This window comes from Nibribacter koreensis (assembly GCF_039541795.1).
Lineage (GTDB): Bacteria > Bacteroidota > Bacteroidia > Cytophagales > Hymenobacteraceae > Nibribacter > Nibribacter koreensis.
The window spans coordinates 1,591,922-1,609,186 of sequence record NZ_BAABGX010000002.1 but is presented as its reverse complement, the minus strand read 5'-3'; the positions used below and the strand labels follow the sequence as shown (position 1 = coordinate 1,609,186).

Sequence of the window (17,265 nt, the reverse complement as noted above, 5' to 3'; positions counted from 1 at the left end):
TTGTTTCCAGCCACCCGCTTACCCTCTTCTCGACCAGCCTCCCTACCCAATCTACGAAAGTCCCGCTACAGCCTGCCAGCGCATTCGCGGAGGCAAAACCGTTCTTCGTCGATTACTTTATACCGGCTGCATATCGCATTTTGACTTCAGCAGGGAAGAGTACTCCTTTACAAAGAAGAGATGCAGAAACGAATAAGTATGCTCCTTCAACAGGTTTAGCACATACCGTTTTTGGCCTGTTTTCCTGAAAACAGGCCAAAAACGGCAAGAAAGAATCAACCTGCCCCTGTACAGTTTCAACTGAGTAATCATGAAAAATATGGAATCTTGTCCAATTCATCTGTCCATTAGGAACGTCTCCAAAACCTACGCCAACGGCGTGCAGGCCTTGAGCCATATCAACCTTGAAATTCCGCCGGGCATGTACGGCCTGCTGGGCCCCAACGGCGCCGGGAAGTCGACTCTCATGCGCACGCTGGCCACCTTGCAGGAACCCGACGCAGGAAGTATCCACCTGGGCGACATAGATGTATTGCGTCAGAAAGAAGAGGTGCGCCAGACGCTGGGGTATTTGCCGCAGGAGTTTGGGGTGTACCCAAAAGTAAGCGCCGAAGAGATGCTGGACTACTTTGCCGTACTCAAGGGCATCACCCAGCGCGCCTCCCGCAAAGAAGTGACCGAAGGCCTGCTCAAGCAAACCAACCTCTGGGACAAGCGCAAACAAAAACTGGGCGGCTTCTCGGGCGGCATGAAGCAGCGCTTTGGCGTGGCGGTGGCGCTCCTGGGCAACCCAAAACTGCTGATTGTAGATGAACCGACGGCCGGCCTGGACCCCGCAGAGCGCGTGCGTTTCTTGAACCTTTTAAGCGAAGTAGGCGAGAATAGCGTGGTGCTGCTGTCTACCCACATTGTGGAGGATGTGTCAGAGCTCTGCACCAACATGGCCATCATCAACAAGGGACAGATTCTGCTACAAGCCAACACGCAAGAAGCAGTGATGAATCTAAAAGGCAGCATCTGGCGGAAACTAACGGATAAGGCCAACCTCTCTTCCTTGGAACAGGAACATCAGGTCATTTCGGCTAAACTCCTGAGCGGGCGGACCATGGTTCACGTTTACAGCGAGGAGCACCCCGGGAACGGTTTTGAACTGGCCGAACCGGATTTAGAGGATGTGTATTTTACTGCCATGACTGGCAATTACGGCCAACCGCAGCCTGTAAAGGAGGAGGTGCAGTTATGAAGTTCCGGAAGATATTTCAACTAGAGTTTAGTTACGGGTTACGCAGCGTTACTACCTGGCTATACTTTTTGGTGCAGTTGGTGCTTTCCTTTTCCTGGATGATTGGCAATTACATCCATGACGCGCGGGACGGCTATTTCTTGTTCAATTCTCCCATTGTGATTGGGGCGGTGACGGTGCTGGGCTGCGTTGCATGGCTATTGATAGGCGCCTCGGTGGCAGGCGATGCGGCGGCCCGTGATGTAGAGACCCGCATGTACTCCCTCACCTACACGGCCCCTGCCACAAAAGCCGAATACCTAGGAGGCCGGTTTCTGGCCGCATTTCTACTCAACTTCATTGTCTTGCTGGGCATTCCGCTGGGCATCTTGATAAGCCTTTATTGTACCGGGGTAGAACCTGAGATCATGGGTCCGTTTAGGCTGTCTGCGCACCTCACTACCTTTTTTTATCTCATTCTACCCAATGCGTTTATTGTGACGGCCATCCAGTTCTCGTTGGCGGCCACCACCCGGCGGTCCATGGCCAGCTATCTGGCCGGGGCCATTCTGTTTGTGGCGGCCTTCATCTTGGGGCAGGTATTGCAAAAATGGGGCAATTGGGGGAACCTCATTGACCCGGTTGGTTTCACGCCTATCCAAAGCCAGCTGTCCAATGAGTGGAGCCCCCTGGAAAAGAACACGCGTCTGCTAGCCTTGGAAGGCACGCTGCTTTTGAATCGGATTATTTGGATGGGGATTGGGATAGGCATGCTGGCGCTCACGTACTTCCGTTTTCGGTTTGTTTTACCAGAAACAGGCCAAAAACGGAAGCAAGTTGTTTTATCAGATATACCTGTAGCTCCCCTGAAATGGAGCAACATAGGAACTGGTAACGCCTTGCCGGCAATCAGGGGCATGTTTGGTTGGGCCACGCATCTGCGCCAGTTACGCCTCCTTACCCAGAAAAGCTTCTTACAGATAGGCAGGAGTTTTACCGGGCTTCCGCTGCTGGCGGCGCTGGCTTTGTTTGCGGTCTTGGCCTTGGAAGGAAACCTGAAAGCCAAGGGCGTTCCCGTACTCCCCAGAACCGACTACATTCTCAATCTGCTGACGGCACCCTTGACCGAGATGGATTTCTTCTATATGGTCATCGTGCTGCTCACGGTGTATTACGCCGGCGAGTTGGTATGGCGGGAGCGGGAAACGGGCCTGAGCGAGATGTCACACGTAACCCCGGTGCCGGAATGGGTACTGTTTCTGAGTAAATTCTTAGCGCTTAGCCTGGTGTTGGTGGGTTGGCTGGTCTTTTTGATGACGGCCGCCATTTTGGCTCAATTAAGCAGAGGCGGCAACCCTGAGATTGGGCTTTATGTGCAAGGATTCTTTGGCCTGCAGTTAGTGGATTGTCTCCTGTTTGCCTTGCTGGCGCTCTTTGTGCATGTACTCATAAATCAAAAGTTTGTAGCCCATTTAGTGGCCCTGTTGGTGTATGGTTTCATTTTATTAGCCCCCAACATAGGTATTGAGCACAAGCTACTGGTGTATGGTGCCAGCCCTACCTGGTCTTTCACCAACATGGCAGGCTTTGGCACCTCCTTGGCGCCATGGATATGGTTTAAGTTATACTGGGTGGCCTGGGCGTTACTGGTAGGTGTAGTAGCAAAACTGCTCTGGGTTAGGAGCCGCGAAGGCAGTATAAGGGCACGATTTCAACTGGCCCGCGGGCGTTTTACCCGTTCTACCACTTTGGTGGTCGTTATTGCAGCAGGTCTTGTTGGTACGCTGGGCAGCTTCATTTTCTATAACACCAACGTTGTCCATGACTACACCTCGTCCTCTGAGGCCCTAGAGGAACGGGCAGCCTATGAAAAGCGCTACCGTCAATATAAAGACAGACCCCAGCCACTCCTGACCAAGTCTAAACTGCACGTAGAGATTTACCCTGAGGAACGGCAGGTAGACATTAAGGGCACCTACTTTCTGGTAAACAATACCTCCGTGGCCATTGACTCTCTCCATCTTACCACAACGGCAGGTGTACAGACTACCAAGGTTGCCTTTGACCGGACCGCCAAAAAGCTGTTGTCTGATGAAAAGTTAAGGCACCACATCTATGCCCTAAAAACCCCGCTCCAGCCCGGCGATTCGCTGCAAATGAGGTTTGAAGTGCATTCCAAGGCAATGGGCTTCGCAAACGCTGGGGCAGACGAATCCGTGATGGCCACCAGCGTGAACTTCCGGAATTATGAGTGGCTACCCGCCATTGGCTACCAAGACTACCGGGAACTAGATGACGCGGGTTCCAGAAAGGAGTACGGGCTTTCCCCTCGCCCCATGACGGCATCACTCTATGATGTGAAGGCGCGACTAACCGCCCCCTTCGCGGAGCGTGTCTCTGTGGACGCGGTGATAGGCACTACAATTGACCAGACCGTGGTAGGGCCGGGTGGGTTGCACCGTACCTGGACCAAAGGCAATAGAAAGTATTTTCACTTTGTAACAGACGCGCCCATTAAAAATGAATACAACTTCTTCTCAGCCAGGTACGCGGTGCATGAGAAACAGTGGAAAGGCGTAGCCATCCAAATCTACTATGACCCCAGCCAACCGCAGAACCTAGACCGCATGGTACGGAGCGCACAGGCCTCTTTAGCCTATTATACGCAGCAGTTCGGGCCGTACCCACACCGGCAGATACGGTTTGTGTCCTATCCGGGGCATGGCTTCGGGAATCATGCCGCCCCTGTAAACATTACCGCGCAGGAAGGGTTTTTCTTATTGAACCCTGAAAAGGATGAACGGGGCTTTGATTTGGTGACGGCGGTGGTGGCCCATGAGATAGCGCACCAGTGGTGGGGCAACCAGGTAGACCCTGCCTTGACCGAAGGCTCAGGCTTACTGTCTGAAAGCTTGGCCTGGTACTCGGCTATGGGGGTGCTGGAAGAACACTACGGACCAGCGCATTTGCAGAAACTCTTAAGCTTTTTACGGGAAGAGTATGAAACGCCACGCACCAAAGCGTCTGTGCCTCTGTTGCAAGCCACTGACTGGTATCATAACTACCGCAAAGGCCCTATGGTACTGTATGCCTTGCGTCAATACATGGGCAAAGACCGCGTAAATGGTGCGCTTAGGAGCTTACTAAAAAACCATGCGCTAGGCAAGCCCCCGTACCCCACCTCCCTTGACTTGTACCAAGAGCTGAAAATGGCCACGCCAGACTCACTAAAAACTCTGTTACATGACTTCTTTGCGGCCAACACCTTCTGGGACTTAAAGACAGAACAAGCGACCGCCAAGCAGACCAACCCAGGAACTTGGCAGGTGACGCTTACGGTGCAAGCCAAAAAATTTGTGGTGGATAGTATTGGCGTTGAGACGAAGGCCCTTATCAAAGATTGGGTAGAGATTGGCGTATATGGCCCGGTAAAACAAGGAGAAGCAGTAGGCAAACCGCTTTACCTGCAGAAGCATCTTATTACGTCTCCCCAGCAGACCATTACCGTGACCGTAGCAGCCAAACCAGACCAGGCAGGCATTGATCCTAATTACTTATTGGTAGACTGGGAATTGAAGGATAATTACCAAATCATTAAGGAACTGCAGACCTCAACCTCTAAACCATCTACCAACAGGGCTATAAGTAGTAGATAAACTTGTACTCCGAACAAAAGACACCATAATCTAAAAGTGGCATTTCTGTTCAGGTAAATGCAAAGTAAAACTAATGCCCCCCTCTGCTGAAAGGATTTAACAGACAAGCTATCCTTTTTTAAACGCTAGTCTCCATTGCAGCTTACCACCAATAGTAACCATTAAAAAGGGCCGCCTCAAAACTGATCATCAGTTTTGAGGCGGCCCTTTTTAATCATTTGAGTGACGCTGTTTTAGGACAGCATTCTAGAACCGATAAGATACCGTGGTGACGAATTGACGAGGCGGGATTGGGTTCACGCTGTAATTCTCATGCACCAGGTAGTTCAACTCATTGGTGATGTTAGAAAGCTTGCCTAGGATGGAGAACTTACTGATAGAATATCCCAGGGACAGATCAAAGGTGGTAAACCCACTAACCGGAATAAGGCGGTTAAACTGCTGCGTCTGGCCCACTTGGTTGTTCCAGCCGGCGTTGCGCTCACCGGTGTAAAAGCCTGACGCCCCCACTTTCAAGCCTTTTAAAGCAGACGTCTGCAGCGTATAGAAGATAGTAGCATTGGCGGTGTGTGATGGGTTGCTTACCAAACGTTCTCCCTCAATATAGCTTCCTTTAGAACCGGGAGTATCTGTGTAGCGCATGTAGTTATAGCTGTAGCCGGCCAAGAAAGTCAAGCCCGGAGAAAGCGTTCCTGACAAGTCTACTTCGGCACCGTCGCTGGTGGTCTGTCCGGTGAATTCCTTGATGGTAGCGTCTGTGTTGACGGTGGTGCCGTCTGCTAAGAATTGGGCTTGTAGGGCCAAGTCATTGTTGATGATGCGGTAGAACGTGACGTTGACGGAAAGCATGTCTTTCACTAAGTCATTCTTCACGCCCACTTCATACTGGTCAATAATAGAGGGCTTCAAGTTCTGCTGGAATACGTCCTTGCCTGTGTTAGGCACAAAGTTGTTAGAATAGCTAGCAAAGAGAGAAGTAGTAGACGTGGGTTGGTACACAAAGCCTAACCGCGGCGAGAAGGCCTTGTCAACTTTTGTTACGGCCGTAGGGCTGTTCTTCACTTCATTGTTTGCCAAATCATAGAGCTTTGCCACTTCTATTTTCTGGTAAGACCATCTCATGCCGGCCAGCACTTTGAACTTATCAGAAAGGCTAATCAAGTCCTGTAAGTAAGTACCAAAACGGTAGGTAGGCGTTTCTGTGCGGACGGTGGCAGTGGCCAGCGGTTCATCTGTCCTGGCCTCAAACTTAGCGGGGTTTAAAAGATTGATAGAGTCATACACATCGCCTTTCCTTAGAGAAGAAATCTTGAAGGTGTGCGAGGTATTCAGGTAACGCTCTGCATCAGCGCCCACCAAGAGGGTATGACCAATGCCAAACGTCTTAAACTCACCGTTTAGGTTTACCTGGCCTGTGTAATAGTTCTCAGCAATATCAGAACGTGTTAGCTTGCGGCCCCAGTCACCGTCAGCATCTGCTTGAATGCGCTCAGTGGAGAAATAGTCTCTGCTGAATTTCTGCTGTGACCCAATGAAGTTTACTTTCCAGATATCATTCAATTGGTGGTCAATGCTGGCAGAGGCGGTATTCTGACGAACCTCATTGTAAGCCCAAGGAGCGTTAAAGAAAGTAGATCGGTCAATATTGGTAGGGATTTTACCGTCTAAGGATCCAATGCCAAAGTCTGGGGTAAAATCATGGCTCAGGTAGTCACCTTGCACCAAAAGAGTAGTTCTAGAACCTAACTTATATAACAGGGATGGGTTCACGTAGTATTTCTTTGACTCCACGCTGTTGCGGTAGCTTTCTGCCGTCTCATGAGTACCTACCATCCTAAAGGCCAGATTCTTAGTGATGGGTCCGTACACGTCTGCCATGGGCTTATAAAAGTTGTAGCTTCCGGCACGCATGGCCACCTCTCCGCCGTACTCAAACTTGGGTTGCTTGGTCACCATGTTGATGACCGCACCACCAGACACATTACCAAATAGCAAGGCGGCACTTCCCTTCAATACCTCTATTCTTTCTAAGGAGCTTGCCTCTGGAATAACCGCTGAGTTAGAGCGTGCCCCGTTCTTGAAAATGTTGTTGGCGCCCAGGTTGTACCCACGGGCAAAGAAAGTCTCAGAAGTGCTTCCGCGGGTTGTACCCAAAGAAACGCCATTCACATTTTTAATGACGTCACTTAGTTTAGAAGCCTGCTGATTGGCAATTACCTCACTGTTGATGATGCTCATGCTCTGGGGCATATCTAGAGGGGAAATAGCAATCTTGCCAATGGCTAAAGGCTTTTTGTTGATGGTTTTGCCAGCCGTCACTACTACCTCAGAGATACGGGCGGCATCTTCTGTCAGCGTCAAGTCCACTCTGGTGTTCTTGCCTGCTTCTACTGTTACCGCCAGTTCCTGGCTCTGCAAACCTACAAAGGAGCATCTTAAGGTATACGTGCCGGGTGCCAGGCCTTGGATGGAGTAAGAGCCGTTCTCAGCAGAGACAGTTCCTTTGTTCAATTCAGGGAGGGCCACATTGACATATGCCGCGGGCTTACCGTCACTTGATTTGATAACGCCACTTAATCTACCCGTTGTTTGGGCATAGCCAGAAAGCGTTAGTATTGAAAAGCTTAATAGAAGGAGGAAGTAATATTTTCTCATGTCTTTTTATTTAGACCAATTCTAATTTGATGCAAATATAGAGACAGATGTATTGTTCACAAATCTTATTAAGATTAATTCTAAATAATTTTTTTGACTGATTTCTCCTACCCAGGACAAGTCACGGTGAGAGCAGGAATAAGGTAATAGTATATATGCCTTGTTTTGCCAACTAATAATTGTGATTAGCAATCATTTACAAATTACAATTAGCACTAGATTAAGATTTGGCAAAGCTGCTCCCAATTAAAAATAGCTTTGAGACCTATTTGCTTAGGTGGGTGGTGAAAGATGAGGATGGTCAGAGACCTCTTACCACTACGCAAGATGAAACAGCAGAAGTAACGGTTCTTGCGATTAGCAGAACACTGTTGCCTTATACAAGGACAAAAGAAAAAGGGCAAACCAGATTTCTCTAGTTTGCCCTTTGTAGGTAGACTCAGAGGTCGAAATATCGAACTTTCTGCTTCAAGATTTAGACTCTTTAGAGAAATTTTTCAATAGTAGTAGTTTCGATTCAGGAGTCTAATATTCTTCCTTTAAGCAACTTTTTACCCCTGGTTTTTATAGTCACCCGAGTCCTTCTCGCAGATCTTCAAAGCCCTGCGAGAAGAACTCGGCAAGGCTAACACCTAGATATTGGCAGACCGCCTCAAGGGTGCTGAGCGTCACGTTAGCCCTGCCAGCCTCTAGTCGAGCCAGGTGGATGCCTGTGTCGTGGAAGACCACCTCCAAGGTCACGCCCTTCGCCTCGCGCAGCTGCTTTATCCGCGCCGCCGCCGCGTCCATAAGCCGTTGGTTTCTCAGTCTTGCCATTCCTTGCGGCAAGCTGGCGAAACCGCAGTTTTATTTTAATGACATACTTGTCATTAAAGGGTATGAAGGGTAGATTTGCCTGAGTCAGAAACCACTCCTCACATGAACCCTAACTGCGACATCCACTATTTCTCTGAGACCGGGCACAATGCCCTGAGCCTATTATACTGGACCTTCTGGCCCGAGGGCAGCAGGAGCCTAGGGCCCATATACCCAATCGAGCAGATAGCCGAGATAAGCGGGAAGACAACCGATCAGGTCTTGGAGGCAGTTAGGAGCTCCAGCGCCGCATCCGCCAGATGCGCCGTTTGCCAGACCTCCTTCCCACTAAAAGATAGGGAGGAGCTGGAGCGACTTCAGTATACCTATAACGGATATCACGTAATGTGCACGGGATGTAGCCGAGAGGTAATGGAGAACGCCCCCATCATAAGGGCACTTTACAACAGAAGTCAGCACTACCTCAGACCTATTGTCCCTATAGGAAGAGAAGAGATCTACGAGAAACTTAGCTCGATATTCCCAAATGTGTACCCCTCTATAAGCCCGGCTGCCTTCATCGACGAGGAGATTTCACAGTCTTTCTCCATAGACGCCAAAGAGTTGGAGCTTTTTTACCGTACTCGTTTCTCTTTCGCGATTGCCGATCACGGCAGCAATGTGCTAGCAGTCATAGACCATCCCTTCAAGTATGAGCGGGAAGCATGGGCCGTTGAGCTTAGCTATAGGAAAAGACTGATGGCCCATGTAGGAATCCCGTATTATACCTTTCCCGAGGAAAGAAAGCGCTTCTTCACTGCTGAGGTAGCTGGACTTTTGAAGGCTGCGGAACTGCGTAGTAAGTTAGAGGGAACCGGAATGCTGGAGGCTGCAGCTTTTATATCACAGGGACCATCTTTTTAGCAACTATAATCGTTATAAGCAACATTTAGCTTGGGCCTTAATGGATCTCATACGAAATTCATTTTGCCCGTAAAAATGCCAGAAGAGAATCATTTAGCATTATAAACTGTCAAGACAGGGCAGTCATACCATTGTGTTACCAAATCAAAAGTCTCCGTAAATGCCACTGTGCCTTTCTTTAAAAGAAGGCAGTTCCTACGCGACCACAGTTAAATTTATAAAGACCTGTAATACAACAACTTACAGACCTTTTTTCTTTACTGCGCACATAAGCGTACATTTCTTTTAATTGACCATGTCATATGGCTTGATGATTAAATCACACTCTCATCACAATTCTTATCACAATTGACTAAATCAGTAGGCGATTTTAAACTATACTTTTCTGTTTGAACAACTGTTTTACCCTTATTTTCTCCGAGAACTTTACATCCCTAGGAGAAGATAAGGGAAGGCTTAAATTATAAATTACACCTCTTGCATCTGCTCCTTAAGAATATCCTTAAAAATCAATGTGTTGATTATCTGGTGATAGACTGTAAACCTGGTATTGGCATAATTAAGCTTTTCTTGATAATGAATGCTGTCTGCAGGAAGGTCGATCCGCCCGCCGTAGTAGACAAACACATCATCCTGATTGCTATCTTCTAAATAGTTAATAATCATTTCAGCGCTTAAGCCCTTCTTGAAATTGCAGAATATGAGAAGGTCGGACGTAGGGAAGGGTATATAGACTTCAACAGTAGCACACTCGACCTTCTTGAAGCCCATGCGCTGGAGCAAGGACCTCATGATCTCGGTTTCCTCTTCAGACCCACTGACCACCCTAATCAGCTTTTCTTTCTTTACTTTACTTTCAGCTCTTTGATTGTTCACAAGATCCATCAGGGACTGTGTATTCTCAAACAGATGAGTTTGAAGCTTTTCCTTCAATGTTTTTTCTGCGAGTTTCTTCAAGCCCCAGCCAAACTGATAAACCAAATTTATTATTCCAGCGGCTAATAAGAATCCTGAAACTATCGCTAAAGTATTAAGGAGCGCAAGTTTATCATCTATTTCATTTTCCTTTTCCGTAAATTTCTTATCAAGTTCCTGTTGCTTCTTCTGCAGTCCTAGGTTAATTTCTTTTTCTAAATTCTCCACTTTCTTCTGGAGAATCTCTTGGTTGTAAATTTCTAACTGCTGTACTCGATCACTAAGAGGAACATTGGGCTCCTTCGCGTGAACAGAGATACTGAACATGGTTAGGGTAATAAAAAGGAATAGATTCTTCATTTAAATTTATTTTAGTCTTTAATAACTATTAACACATCAGTCACAGGGTGAGAATTTATAAAGTTTGTTCTCGATGAACAAGTAGAAATTTAGCTTCATTTTACCTTTCTGCCCTGATGCAATCAAGAGGATAGGGTTCTTTAATGCGACAGTCGCAGACTCAGCGATATCTTTTAATGACGCAAGGTCCTTTGGCGAGTACTGGCCGCTACCGTTAGGGTGGGAGTGCCATTCTCCTAGGTACTCTGCGGTCTTGCCATTATCCCTTACAAACCTAATCAGCCTCTCATTGAGGTCGTCTGTGTCAGGGGTAAAGGAGACGGGCGTGCTTTTGAATTTGGACGGAAGAACCACGTCAAGCACCATTGCCTCCGAAAGGTCTTCTGAGTACGTGCCCATCAGCAACCCTCCGTACTCGTTTGGGAAGTGGGAATAGGAACTGGATAAGATTGTTTCAACTGCTCTCGAAGACACCCTCAGCCTAAGGCCAGTCTCCGCCTGTACATATTTTTTGAAGGACAACTTGCTATTGGGCGAATTTGTTTCTGCGGAAAGAACGAAGGTTTCAGGTTTCTGCCTATCAGTTATTGATGCATTAATTGACACAAGGGCTTTGTTGAGAAGTGCATTTACCTCAATGTTACTGGCCTCAAATGTGAAGTGCCAGCAACCAGTGCCAGGTTTAAAATTAGGGTAGTGGTCTGCCTGTAGCCAGCTCATGAGCATTGACTTCATCTCAATCAAGCGGGGGCTATCCCACGATGACAGACACAGCAATTGCTTGGCCCTGTTTGTGATAGAGAGGCTAATCACAGGGGCAATGACATTGCCATAGGAAAGCATCTGCAGCACCTGGTTATCGGCAGAGCAATCAAATATCAGGTCATACTGGTTTAAAGCAGCTACCGTATTTTGGTAGCTGCGTCCTTTGGGCGCCGTTGGGAAAATTGCCCCGATTGTTTTTAATTCGACGAATGGGGAGATCTCAAGGAGGCTTGCCCTTAAATTGTAGGTCTTTGGCATGTTCGTCCAGCGGAAAGTCAATTTGCTCCTGCAGACATTGCCTGGCTCAGTCTTGTCGCTGTCAGCCAGGGTAATACTGATGGCGCCCCCGCGAACCAGCATCTCCGCCAATGAGCTCCCAATGGCCCCCGTTCCTATGACCAGAATATTTTTGGATATCAGGGAGCTGTTTAGCATCCCGCGGCCGAAAAATCTATTGTAGCTAGAGTTAGTTGACTCATCCCATAATACAGGCCCTTTAAGGTTCCTGATATGTCTTGGCCGCCGCCTTAAATCCGCTCGCCTGAATTCCGAAGCTGGAACCAATACAAGATCCCAATGCACTTCCTCTTTGCCGTCTAGGGTGGGAATCTTGTACCCCAAGGCCAGAAGTATGTTGTCCCTGAGTCCATCAGGCCCAAAGGTGTATTTCGCATTCCTCTGGCAGAACTCAAGAAAATAATCAGAGAAGGAATGCGGAAGCAGATCGTGAAGCTGTTCCCAGGTATCCATCTTTAGCCGATGCCTCACTACCGGCTCCTTTTCAAGAAGAGCCCATACCCCTTTATATCGTTCACCTGCCTTGTAGGTCTCTGACCAACGGGTTTCGATTCCCCCCAGCCTTTGCGCAAGGAGCGTGAAGTTCTTGCCTCTGCCACCAGGTGCTGGTTGTTGACTGAGAACTGTGTAGGTCATTGCTCCGAACAGACTTTCTCCGAATCTACCAGCCGTTAGATCCTCTGCCGTCTCCGAGAAAAGCAGGTGAGCCCTGCCCTGTGCGTGGAAGGCAGGGTACTCGTAATCCTGCGCTGTGTCATTGACATAGAAATCTTCTATCCACCGGTACAGCTTTTCCACCTCCAAAGTGAGCCTAGTGTGCAGGTGGTCCACGAAAGGCGTGTTTAGGCAGGCGCTTCCCCCCAGAGTTTCTCCAATAGACTGACTTTGATGGCTATATCCTTTGATTGTCCTACAGTAGAAGTGGGCCTCGCCGAAAGGATAGTCCTCCGGAAGGAGAACCTCGAAGACTAAAGGGCCTTTGGCCGTACCAATATTGATACGGCCATGGTAAAATGGATCCCCTTCAAAGGACTTGAATTTCTCCTCCAGCTGGCATCCTTCTAATCCTGCAAAAAAGTCATTGTAGAAATCTGTGTCATTCTTATGCATAAGATGTGGGGGGAAGCTTCGTGGTAGCCTCGCTTTTTCTCTCGTATTGTGAGTTGCTCTTTTTTACCTCCTCTTTGGGATACTTAGGGTTAGCAGGGAAATAGTACTCTATCTTCTTCTCGTCCTTCTCAATCTTCTCCAGCATTTCCTCCAATTCCTCCCTCAATTCTTCTTTCGCCTCTGTGGTTAAACTGTCTGAGACATTGTTGCTGGAGTTCCCGGGATCCTTAAGTGAGATCGTCTTTATATTGTCCCTGATGAATTCCAAAGCCATCTTCAGCCTAGCCCATAGACCCCTAGGTACCTCTTCTGCCTTATCGAATGCCTCCATAGTTAATAATTCAACCAGGAATGATTTTAAATCGAAATCATGGTTGAACTTCCACACCTTGATTAATTTGATGGTGTCTCTCTCGTTTGTCCTCCCAGTAATCTTGTCAAGCTGCTTATGGATATTCGTTTTCTTAGAACTGGGATCATCTTCCAAGTTCAGATAGAGCTTAATGTCGTTCTCGTCAGAGGTGGATTCTGAGGCCAGCTTGCGCCCGGGTGTCACATCGAAAAGCACGTCTTCGCCGTCCACACTGAACTTCAATCCGACAGACACTTTCTGCTTTCTGACTTTCACCAGGTCATCGTCTTCTTTTTTGTAGTTGGAGTTCAAGAAATTGTAAACGGAGTCATGCATTTCTTTTAGAGTGTTGAACCTATCTCTTTTGAAGTGAACACATAGGTCAAGGTCAAACTTTGTGTTGATGGCAGTGCACTTGCTGTAGGATCCTGAGTTTATAATCTTTACTATATCACTGCCATACTCTTCGTAAAGGGCATCTTTTACTTTGTCCCGCTTAGTTTTGTACTTATCCAGGAGGCCTTTCTCCTCATCGCGGTTAATGTTGTGCGTATCGAGCACTAATTGAAGGTGTTCGTTTTTATATGTGGACATAAAAATTTAATTAAGGTTAAGGGTGGACGTGCCTTGAAAGACCCATCCGCCCTAGTTTTGAATTATTGTATGGGATAAAGACTTTTAAGGGCATTTACAACCTTTTAGGCCTCTACTATTTCTCCTTCCTCACCCCCTTAAAGGGGGTACCGTCCGATTTCTGGTCCATGAATTGACCCGTGTTGGTGTCCCTCTTGACCCAGCGCTCGTTCTGCGGGTTGAAGGTTTGGGAGCGCTGTCTCACCGCCCCGTTTCTGTGGCCGTCTCCGGCGGGTTTGTTAGTAGCCATATCTATATGGTTTTTGATTCTGAATGATTAAAAATGCTATATCAAACGGCCATGCCTGGCGCATGCGTCCCCTGGCCAAGAATGGGGCTGGGGAATACCGCTGGTGCATGCGCTGCCGAGGAGGTTACCGAAAAGGCGTACCTTTCCCTTTACACCGGCTAAGTTGCCGGGCAAAAGGCACACGCGTGCCTGAAGGGAGGTATCCTTCCTTTTCGGGGTGGGGCCTGTGCCGACTTGGGCGCAGATGCCCTTATGATGTGGGTGGGGGTTCGTAGCTATCCTGCCATAGTCATTTACTTTCGTTCAGTATCTGACTTGAAAGAGGCGCAGATATTCTACCTGAGGGGATGAGGGCCTCAACCTTTGGACGTTTAGTTTAGCCGGGAGGGCAGGCTGGCTAGGCCATAGAAGGGATTCCAGAGGGGTGTTGCATAAGGCAACTTTTAGCGTACCTTTGCGTTCCGATTGGAGGTGCATCCATTCTAAGCAGAATCCTGCAAGATTCTGACCCGTTCAAGGCCGGCATACCATAGAGAATATGGGGATGTTGGCCTTTTTCAGTTTTTAGCAAATGGCGGGCCAAACGCCAGGCCCGTCCAAAAAAATATAAACATTCTCCATCTTTACCTGTTTTGTCATGCTTTGCCTGACATTGTACAGTTTGCAATGGAGTGTTATCAGCCACCGTGTCAGTCTATTCTAACCATGGCATCGGATTTTGATACTCTAATATCCGGAAAATAACCCATATTTCTAAGAAAAATGCCTTTTATATTAGCCATTTGCTAAAAATGGCAGACTTAATTCCCTCGCTAGCAGGGCGGGGTATACTTTGGAGGCTTAGGTTGCTAACCTGATCCGTATTTCGCCTTCGCAGTGATCGTAAGGTGACTAATTTGTTTGGAATGTTGAGTGCATGTTGATGGATCTTCAATGCTTGGTTCTATTGGTAGCCACCAGCAAGGCTTCTTAAGACTGGAAGGGTCTAATATGAGTACGCAGTCAGTAGCTATGGGCTAGGCAGAGGCAATGCGATTTTATACAGTATGAGCAGTTTTCTAAAGCGTTTAAACTCTGCTCTATAAATTACATTATGTTAATTTGATTGTTTCGATCCCTTTACTAGGGCTACAGATAGATTAATATTACGATATCTTCGGGAAGGGAAAGGCCTACAACATTTCCGGAAACAGGGGAATTCAGCTTGTTTTCACCGATGGCTCCAGAATCCTCCCAGGGACTAGGAAGCCTCTGGAGGCAGAGGAGGCACTGGCTGTGTTATGTCAACATTCACTATTTGTTTAGCACGCCTACCAGCCTAGGCGCAGCACGGCTTGCTCTGCTGGATAGGTGGGCAGGCCACGGTTCCATAACTGCAGAAAACACAGCAGTCACCCTGCAAGGGCTTCAATACGGTCTTACAGTTCTCGCACTCATAGAAGTATTGACAGGCATTGGTCGGCATTTCTTCTTCTTTGGAATAGCCGCACTCAGGGCAGGTGATGGTGGAGGCGGTAAGAATCTCCATTAGTTCCTGACCTTGGTTTCAGTGACCTTATAACCTGTTGCCTTTATGGCTTTTTGTACCTCTTCAACCGTAGTTTTTGACTTATCAAACTCCACAACGGCATTGGAGTTGGCGTAAGAAACGGTCAAGCCCAAAATTCCAGGCACTTTGTTTACCTCGCTGGCCACATGGCCCTCACAGGCGGCACACGTCATGCCGGTGATGGTGAACTCCGCCACCGTCTTATTCTTTGGCTTCCCCTGTACTTTGGCAGGACTGTTCTGGCCTGCCGGTTCTCTGTTGAACACGCTGGCGTAGTTTGGGAAAGTGAGCATCAAAAGCGCGAACGCGGTTACTATGGTAAGGAAGGTCTTGCTCTGCATAAATCTGGGTTTTTCTTCTGGTTCACAATTACAGTCATCCTGGGGACGCCTCTTCAACCGCTGGTACCAGGCATACGCAAGCACCGCTATTGTCAGTCCCACTAGCCAAGGGCGCAACGGCCCCAGCCAAGCGAAGGAGGAGGCTATGCCACTGGTTCCGGCCACTAGGGCCAGAAGGGGTGTGATACAGCACATGGAGGCCGCTAGCGCAGCCATGAGGCCGGTTCCGGCTAATCTGCTCTCTGCTTTCATACCTTCTCCAGTTCCTCGCTTTCAGTGACTGTCAGGAAGAACGGCCGCAACACTTCCCCGTACTCCGGAGAAAGGGAATAGTAGATAGTCTGTCCTTCCTTGGCAGCCCTTATAAGGCTCCGGTCTTTCATCTTCCTCAGGTGCTGTGACACCGCTGAGACGCTGATTCCCAGAATATCGCTCAGGTCACACACACAAAGCCCCTGCTCCTCGGAAAGAAGGAACAGAATCTTCAGCCTCACAGGGTTCCCCGCCATCTCCAGGCCATTGGCGACGTGGGCAAAGGAACCGTCCAAGGCTCCGACCCTGTCTCTGCAGCGTTCTATCTGGGGAATATCCGTCGTCTGGCGGATACATGTGATGTCTTCCATTCTGCAAAGGTAGACTTGTTTCAGTATTTAAGCAAATGCTGAAATAGGCAGTAATAATGGAGGAAACCTATTCCCAGGTTTGGAGGTAGTTCAGAATTAGACAGGTTGCAGAGGGAACGGTTCGAAACCACTTGAAGAGTTGTATTCTGGTCACAGGAATGACCCAAAGAAACGAAATGCTTTTTACCCAAGCAGGCTGAAAAATCGAGGGACTGCCCACGCATGGGGACAGTTCAGGGAACCCACGCCGGCACAGTCCCTCTAGTTGGCACACTGCCTTATACGCAATTAAGCCTAGGCGGTTAGCCAGGCCAGGGCCTCTGCTCTGTTAGCGAAGTTGCGGTTCTCCACTGTCAAGTTCGCCTTCTTGGAGACCTGCTCACCAATCTCCCGGGAGATTGTCTCCCTCACCAGGTCAGCATGCATAATCCTCGCGGACTTCCTCAGTCGGGTCTTTATGAGTCTGTAGGCGAACTCAGTCACTATGGCCTGGTACTTCACCATGTCCAGTTCTGGGGAGATGGCGGCCTTGGTGCTGTCAATCAGGAGCCGCTTCACGTCATAGTTCCGGATGTACTCCACAAGCGTGTTTAGCGACTGCTCCACCTCCAGCAGGTCATACGCGCTCACGCTCGGCCAGTCAACGGACAGCACGTCCGTGCTTGGGTCGTAGTCAAGGGAAATCAGACGGTTCTGGAAGAGTATCATAAAGCGAAGTTGCAACTATATCCAATGGCAGGCAATACGTATTTAAACGATTGGACTCTTGCATACTTAAGCGTCTACTAACTCCTGCCTCACCAAAGCGGGCTGATACA

The 17,265-nt window shown here is 48.4% G+C and carries 13 protein-coding genes; 3 read left to right on the top strand and 10 right to left on the bottom strand.

Annotation, left to right across the window (positions count from 1 at the left end):
* Positions 1-319 precede the first annotated feature (319 nt).
* Positions 320-1,243 carry an ABC transporter ATP-binding protein gene (locus ABD880_RS14235; protein ID WP_345167406.1) on the top strand — a complete coding sequence of 308 codons (924 nt, stop codon included), beginning with the start codon at positions 320-322 and terminating at the stop codon, positions 1,241-1,243.
* Positions 1,240-4,878, top strand: coding sequence for an ABC transporter permease/M1 family aminopeptidase (locus ABD880_RS14230; protein ID WP_345167405.1), 3,639 nt, complete (start codon positions 1,240-1,242; stop codon positions 4,876-4,878). Before ABD880_RS14235 ends, ABD880_RS14230 begins: the two co-directional genes overlap by 4 nt.
* Positions 4,879-5,124: 246 nt before the next feature.
* Here the strand turns inward: ABD880_RS14230 and ABD880_RS14225 are convergent, their stop codons facing one another.
* Together ABD880_RS14225 and ABD880_RS14220 are read right to left on the bottom strand one after the other, a co-directional pair.
* Positions 5,125-7,533, bottom strand: coding sequence for a TonB-dependent siderophore receptor (locus tag ABD880_RS14225; RefSeq protein WP_345167402.1), 2,409 nt, complete (start codon positions 7,531-7,533; stop codon positions 5,125-5,127).
* Between the two features lie 570 nt (positions 7,534-8,103).
* Positions 8,104-8,322: a helix-turn-helix domain-containing protein gene (locus ABD880_RS14220; RefSeq protein WP_345167399.1), complete on the bottom strand. Its 219-nt coding sequence runs from the start codon at positions 8,320-8,322 to the stop codon at positions 8,104-8,106.
* 129 nt (positions 8,323-8,451) lie between these two features.
* On the opposite strand from ABD880_RS14220, the gene ABD880_RS14215 reads away from it, so the two are divergent.
* Complete coding sequence (locus ABD880_RS14215; RefSeq protein ID WP_345167398.1) at positions 8,452-9,252, top strand: hypothetical protein; 801 nt, start codon at positions 8,452-8,454, stop codon at positions 9,250-9,252.
* A 468-nt stretch (positions 9,253-9,720) separates the two neighbouring features.
* Here ABD880_RS14215 and ABD880_RS14210 read toward each other — a convergent pair whose 3' ends face one another.
* The 8 genes from ABD880_RS14210 to ABD880_RS14175 form a co-directional block, all read right to left on the bottom strand.
* A complete protein-coding gene (locus ABD880_RS14210; protein WP_157600560.1) occupies positions 9,721-10,494 on the bottom strand; it encodes an NARF domain-containing protein in 774 nt (257 codons plus the stop codon).
* A 69-nt stretch (positions 10,495-10,563) separates the two neighbouring features.
* Positions 10,564-12,699, bottom strand: a complete 2,136-nt coding sequence (locus ABD880_RS14205) for a ThiF family adenylyltransferase (RefSeq protein ID WP_345167393.1) — start codon at positions 12,697-12,699, stop codon at positions 10,564-10,566.
* A complete protein-coding gene (locus ABD880_RS14200; protein ID WP_066506816.1) occupies positions 12,692-13,645 on the bottom strand; it encodes a nucleotidyltransferase family protein in 954 nt (317 codons plus the stop codon). The genes ABD880_RS14205 and ABD880_RS14200 overlap by 8 nt, the downstream gene beginning before the upstream one ends.
* 115 nt (positions 13,646-13,760) lie before the next feature.
* Positions 13,761-13,934 (bottom strand): hypothetical protein, encoded by a 174-nt coding sequence (locus tag ABD880_RS14195; RefSeq protein WP_345167392.1) that lies wholly within the window; start codon positions 13,932-13,934, stop codon positions 13,761-13,763.
* A 1,318-nt stretch (positions 13,935-15,252) separates the two neighbouring features.
* Positions 15,253-15,462, bottom strand: a complete 210-nt coding sequence (locus ABD880_RS14190) for a GDCCVxC domain-containing (seleno)protein (RefSeq protein WP_345167390.1) — start codon at positions 15,460-15,462, stop codon at positions 15,253-15,255.
* Positions 15,462-16,076, bottom strand: coding sequence for a mercuric transport protein MerTP (gene merTP, locus ABD880_RS14185; RefSeq protein WP_345167389.1), 615 nt, complete (start codon positions 16,074-16,076; stop codon positions 15,462-15,464). The genes ABD880_RS14190 and merTP overlap by 1 nt, the downstream gene beginning before the upstream one ends.
* On the bottom strand, positions 16,073-16,447 hold the full coding sequence (locus tag ABD880_RS14180; protein ID WP_345167387.1) for an ArsR/SmtB family transcription factor: 375 nt from the start codon (positions 16,445-16,447) through the stop codon (positions 16,073-16,075). The genes merTP and ABD880_RS14180 overlap by 4 nt, the downstream gene beginning before the upstream one ends.
* Before the next feature lie 294 nt (positions 16,448-16,741).
* Positions 16,742-17,155 carry a hypothetical protein gene (locus ABD880_RS14175; protein ID WP_345167386.1) on the bottom strand — a complete coding sequence of 138 codons (414 nt, stop codon included), beginning with the start codon at positions 17,153-17,155 and terminating at the stop codon, positions 16,742-16,744.
* Between the last annotated feature and the right edge of the window lie 110 nt (positions 17,156-17,265).